Annotated in this window: 5 protein-coding genes; all 5 read left to right on the plus strand. The window is 38.1% G+C overall.

The annotated features are described in order from the left end of the window. Nucleotides 1-39: 39 nt before the first annotated feature. A complete protein-coding gene (hisD, locus tag ACEW8U_RS05045; protein WP_373520947.1) occupies nucleotides 40-1323 on the plus strand; it encodes a histidinol dehydrogenase in 1284 nt (427 codons plus the stop codon). Nucleotides 1324-1443: 120 nt separating this feature from the next. Next, nucleotides 1444-2838 (plus strand): GntP family permease, encoded by a 1395-nt coding sequence (locus ACEW8U_RS05050; RefSeq protein ID WP_373520948.1) that lies wholly within the window; start codon nucleotides 1444-1446, stop codon nucleotides 2836-2838. A 51-nt stretch (nucleotides 2839-2889) separates the two neighbouring features. Continuing rightward, nucleotides 2890-3165, plus strand: a complete 276-nt coding sequence (locus ACEW8U_RS05055) for a hypothetical protein (RefSeq protein WP_373520949.1) — start codon at nucleotides 2890-2892, stop codon at nucleotides 3163-3165. A 60-nt stretch (nucleotides 3166-3225) separates the two neighbouring features. Further along, nucleotides 3226-4716 (plus strand): CoA-acylating methylmalonate-semialdehyde dehydrogenase, encoded by a 1491-nt coding sequence (locus tag ACEW8U_RS05060; RefSeq protein WP_373520950.1) that lies wholly within the window; start codon nucleotides 3226-3228, stop codon nucleotides 4714-4716. A gap of 1 nt (nucleotide 4717) precedes the next feature. Continuing rightward, a partial coding sequence (locus ACEW8U_RS05065; protein ID WP_373520951.1) for an iron-containing alcohol dehydrogenase occupies nucleotides 4718-5715 on the plus strand: 998 nt, incomplete at its 3' end.

Consider the following 5715-nt stretch of genomic DNA (forward strand, 5'->3'; position numbering starts at 1 on the left):
GGTTCACTAAAATTAATTTGAATATAAATAGAAATATCAATGGCAAAGTGGTTGAAAAAAGGAAAATCAGATTCCGAAATTCTAAAAGAAAAGAATGAGCTTAATATCATTGTTAGTGAAATAATAATGGAAGTTGAAACTCAAGGCGACAAAGCTGTAAGAGGGTATTCAGAAAAATTTGATGCTTGGAATCCAACCTCTTTTTTACTTTCCAAAAATCAAATAAAAGCCATTTTTGATCAAATGGATGATTCAGTCATAGATGATATCAAATTTGCTCAGGAACAGATTCGGAATTTTGCGATACTTCAAAAAGAGTCAATAAAAGACATAGAAGTAGAAACTTTGCCGGGAGTTATCCTTGGTCATAAAAACATCCCAGTCAACAGTGTTGGATGTTATATCCCTGGTGGGAGGTATCCCATGGTAGCATCAGCACACATGAGTATTCTTACAGCCAAGGTTGCAGGTGTCAAGCGGGTGATCGGATTTACCCCTCCAATTAATGGTAAAATACCCAATGCGACTGTAGTTGCCATGCACTTAGCTGGTGCAGATGAAATTTATATTCTTGGTGGGGTACAGGCAATGGCTGCAATGGCCATTGGTACAGAGACAATTGAACCGGTCGACATGATTGTGGGACCTGGTAATGCCTATGTTGCGGAAGCAAAGCGACAATTGTTTGGTAGAGTTGGTATAGACCTCTTAGCTGGCCCAACCGAAGTTTTGGTCATAGCAGATGAATCTGCTGACGCTGAAATGGTGGCATGCGATTTATTGGGCCAAGCGGAACATGGACCCTCTTCTCCCGGGGCTTTGATTACAACCTCCGAAAAACTTGCCAATGAGACAATTCTCGAAATTGAAAAACAGCTCTTAGTTTTACCAACTGCTGATATTGCCAGAATTGCTTGGGAGGAGAATGGTCAGATTATTATTGTGAAAGATGAAGAAGAAGCACTTTTTGAAGCTGATAAATTAGCATATGAGCATGTCGAAGTTCTTACCAATAATCCGGATTTCTTTCTCAAAAATTTAACAAATTATGGAGCCTTATTTTTAGGAAAAGAAACAAATGTAGCTTACGGGGATAAAGTAATAGGTACCAATCACACCCTTCCAACCAATAAAGCCGCAAGATATACAGGCGGACTATGGGTCGGCAAATTTTTGAAAAACTGTACCTATCAGAAGTGTACACCTGAAGCAAGTTTAAATATTGGAAGATATGCAATGAGATTATGTGAACTAGAGGGATTTATGGGACATAAAGAACAAGCTGCATTAAGGGTTAGAAGGTATGGTGAACTGGAAAATTAATCAAATTGATATAAATATAAGGTTTAGGTGTTCATGTCCTTTTGATTTATTTTCTAATGTAACTTAACTCCTCTTTATTGAAAGTTAAAAAGATGCAGAATCTTTATTTGAGACCTTAACATGGATATTTTAATCATTTTATTTTCCTTGTCCTTTTTGATTTTTGTAGCTTATAAAGGGTACAGTGTCATTTTGTTTGCTCCTATCGCAGCCCTTATGGCTGTTTTCTTGACTTCCCCGTCATTGGTAATGCCATTTTTTTCAGGAGTATTTATGGAGAGGATGGTTGACTTTATAAAGTTGTATTTTGCAGTGTTCCTTCTTGGGGCAATTTTCGGAAAAGTAATTGCCATTTCAGGCTTTGCAAAATCAATAACCGCATTTACCATAAAGATTTTTGGGAAAAGAAATGCAATTCTTGCTATTGTGGTTGTTTGCGCTGTACTCACCTATGGAGGAGTATCTTTGTTTGTAGTCGCATTTGCTGTTTACCCTTTTGGTGCAGAGTTATTCAGGGCCGCTGATATACCCAAAAGAATGCTCCCGGCCACAATAGCACTTGGGGCATTTACTTTTACTATGGACGCCTTTCCTGGCTCTCCTCAAATCCAAAACATTATCCCCACATCCTTTTTTCAAACTGATTCATGGGCGGCACCGTGGTTGGGTCTCTTTGGTGGTTTGTTCATTTTCCTGGCGGGGATTATTTACCTGCATTGGAGGAAGAGAAAAGCAATTGAAAATGGAGAAGGTTATGGGAATGACCATATCAATGAACCGGTTGATGAAATCCATGAAACTCTGCCCAAACCCATAATAGCATTTCTTCCTTTAATTATTGTTGGTGTATTAAATAAAGCATTGACTGACCTTATACCAAAATATTATGGTGAGCAATTCGAATTTTCATTATTTGGTTTTAATGGTATAGACAATCTTGAAATCTCAAAATTAACTGCGATTTGGGCAGTTCAGATAAGTTTGGTTTTAGGAATATTATCCGTGGTGATTTTTGCATTTTCCCAGATTCGCAGAAATTTTATTGCGGAGATAAACACAGCAATTAATGGTGCCTTACTTGCTACTTTAAATACTGCTTCTGAATATGGATTTGGGGCAGTCATTGCAGCCTTACCGGGCTTTCAATCCGTCAGTGAATTAATATCCAAAACCTTTAATAATGTTTTAGTAAACGAGGCAGTAACGATAACCATCCTTTCTGGTATAACCGGTTCAGCTTCAGGGGGCATGAGCATTGCCTTGGCAACTATGCATGAAACCTATCTTTCAGAAGCACTTAAATTTGGGATTCCGAATGAGGTGCTTCACCGGGTAGCCTCAATGGCAAGTGGGGGAATGGATACTCTTCCGCATAATGGAGCTATAATAACACTACTGGTTGTCACAGGACTAACTCACAAACAATCTTACGGTGATATTTTTGTTATGACAGGAATTAAAACTGCTGGAGTTTTTTTTATCATTCTATTATATACAGTTTTTGGAATCGTCTGATGGCTTCTAATTATTTAAGAAAATTATGGTTGATTCACTAAATAAATATCGATGAAGGAAGAAAGGAGAAAGTTTATTCCAAAGGCCATTTTGGGGACAATGTCAGCTGCAGCTCTACCATTATATTCGTGTAATGGGCATTCAAAAAATGAAATCCCAAATATTGCATCAGAAAGGTTTAAGATTTTAGATGAAATTCTCCATATACCTGTTTTTAGAAAAGAGTTATTTTCTGAACCTGTGATCATTGAAATTGTACAGTTGTTAAATTACAAAGACAGTTTTTTGAGTATGGTCTGTTTTTCAGATGGAGCAGCGGGGATTTAATTAAAGTCTAATTAAATATTTCAAAATAATATTTCATGAAAAATAAGAAATTGATCGAAAATGAAAGATAAAAATAATGAATATCCTGTTGCTAGAATGATCATTGGTGATAATTGGGTCCAGAAAAAAGAACTTCCTACTACACCAATATTTAATCCATCTACTGGTGAAATCATAGGATTGACACCGATCGGAACAAAAGAAGATGTGGATGAAGCCGTAAAAGTTGCCGAAAAGGCTTTTAAAAAATGGTCCCAATTACCTTCTCCAAGAAGGGCGGACATACTTTTTCGATATAGAGCGCTGCTTGAGTCAAATATGGAGTCAATTGCCAAACTTATCTCAAAAGAAAATGGAAAAACAATTGATGAAGCAAGGGGAGATATCAGGAGGGGGTTCGAGGTTGTTGAATTTGCCTGTGGGATTCCCCATCTGCTCAAAGGTGAAAGCCTTTCGCAGATTGCTCCGGAAATTGACGGTATTACCTTGAAGGAACCATTGGGTGTTTGCGCAGGTATAAGCCCATTTAATTTTCCTGCGATGGTTCCCATGTGGATGTTCCCTATTGCCATTGCTTGTGGCAATACCTTTATTCTAAAACCCAGTGAGAAGGTCCCCTTAACTGCCATAAGGTTGGCGGAACTTTTTTTGGAAGCAGGATTGCCTGAAGGGGTATTAAATGTGATTCATGGAGGCAAAGAAGTAGTCAATGCAATTTGCACACACCCGGGAATTGCAGCTGTCAGTTTTGTTGGATCCTCACATATAGCAAAGCATGTTTATAGTCTTGCAACATCTCACGGGAAAAGAGTCCAAGCTGGAGGTGGAGCCAAAAATGTTCAATTGGTTATGCCCGATGCAGATCCGGATGCAACAATCAGGTCTATTTCAGGTGCAGCATTTGGATGTGCAGGCCAAAGATGTATGGCTGGTTCATTGTTGGTTGGAATAGGCGATATAGTTGAACCACTCAAAGAAAGATTAATTAATGTAATGGATTCTTTTACAATTGGAGATACCTCAGGAAGTGGTCCTGTTGATATGGGACCTGTAATCGATGAACACAGCAAAAGGAGAATATTTGGAATTATTTCCGCCTCAGAAAAAAAAGGAGTAAAAATATTGAGGGATGGTAGAGCTGACATTCCTGAAAGTGGATTTTTTGTTGGTCCAACTTTATTGGATCAGGTTAATCCCGAAATGGATTTGTTTAAAGAGGAAATATTTGGCCCGGTACTTTCCTTGCTTTCACCTAAAAATCTTGATGAAGCCATTAGATGGTTAAACCGATTGCCTTTTGGCAACGGCGCGACCATCTATACTTCAAATGGTAAGGCTGCCAGACAGTTCAGCAGAGAGATTAATTGTGGTATGATAGGTGTCAATGTTGGTGTTCCCGCACCTATGGCACTCTTCCCTTTTGCGGGTTGGAATGATTCATTTTATGGAGACCTTCACATGCAAGGGATAGAAGGAGTGATGTTTTACACAAAGCAAAGAGTAATTCTTTCAAGATGGGATAATAATTATCAACGAATTCAAGGCTGGTAATATGGGGAATATAATTCAATTTAATGCTCCGGGTACATCTTTGATAGGTGGGGGAGCCGTCAATCAATTGCCGGATTTAGTAGAAGAATTCGGAGCTAAAAAAGTGATGATCGTTACTGATAATTATTTTGTAAATTCTGGTTTTATTGATGATATAGTCATCAAATTAAAGTTAAAAGGGATACATGCTTTTGTCTTTTCTGATGTTTATCCAGATCCCACTTTAGAAAACGTAAATGATGGATTATCAAAATTCAATTCAACAAATGCAGAAATTCTTATCGCAGTCGGAGGAGGAAGTCCTATAGATGCTGCCAAAGCAATTTCAATTCTTGCAACCAATCCACCACCTCTAAACCAATACATGGGATACCATAAAATCAAAAACGCTGGAATTCCTGTTATCGCAGTTCCTACCACTTCTGGAACAGGAAGTGAGGCGACAAAAGTTGCGGTGATTACCGATACGCAATTGGGGGTAAAAATGATGATTTTTGATAAAGCCCTAATGCCATCTGCAGCGATAGTTGATTATGAATTGGCAAAATCGATGCCTAAGGATTTAACAGCATTCGTAGGTGTGGATACTTTGACACATGGTATTGAAGCTTTTGTTTCTAAAAAATCTAATCCTTTGTCTGATCCTTTGGCGCTTTCCTGTATAACTCTTGTAGGTAAAAATTTAAAAGCAGCTTGGGAATACCCAGATGACAATATCGCAAGAAAAGGAATGTCTATTGCTGCATATCATGGTGGATTGGCATTTACTAACAGTAGTGTTTGTTTAGTCCATGGAATGAGTAGACCCCTAGGGGCAATTTTTCATTTGGCCCATGGATTTTCAAATGCAATGCTTTTACCTACTGTTGTTTCTTATTCATTAAAAGGTGAATTGGAAAAATATGCCATGATTTCCAGAATCATGGGTTTTTCTGATATTTCTGATTCAGATGAAGCAGCGGGTTCCAAACTGGTAAATAGGTTAATTGAATTAAACAA

Origin of the sequence: Aquiflexum sp. (genome assembly GCF_041751335.1) — a bacterium.
Lineage (GTDB): Bacteria > Bacteroidota > Bacteroidia > Cytophagales > Cyclobacteriaceae > Aquiflexum.

Excerpts from the sequence above, each read along its gene's own strand:
- hisD (WP_373520947.1), top strand. The coding sequence starts at position 40 with ATGGCAAAGTGGTTGAAAAAAGGAAAATCAGATTCCGAAATTCTAAAA.
- ACEW8U_RS05050 (WP_373520948.1), top strand. The coding sequence starts at position 1,444 with ATGGATATTTTAATCATTTTATTTTCCTTGTCCTTTTTGATTTTTGTA.
- ACEW8U_RS05055 (WP_373520949.1), top strand. The coding sequence starts at position 2,890 with ATGAAGGAAGAAAGGAGAAAGTTTATTCCAAAGGCCATTTTGGGGACA.
- ACEW8U_RS05060 (WP_373520950.1), top strand. The coding sequence starts at position 3,226 with ATGAAAGATAAAAATAATGAATATCCTGTTGCTAGAATGATCATTGGT.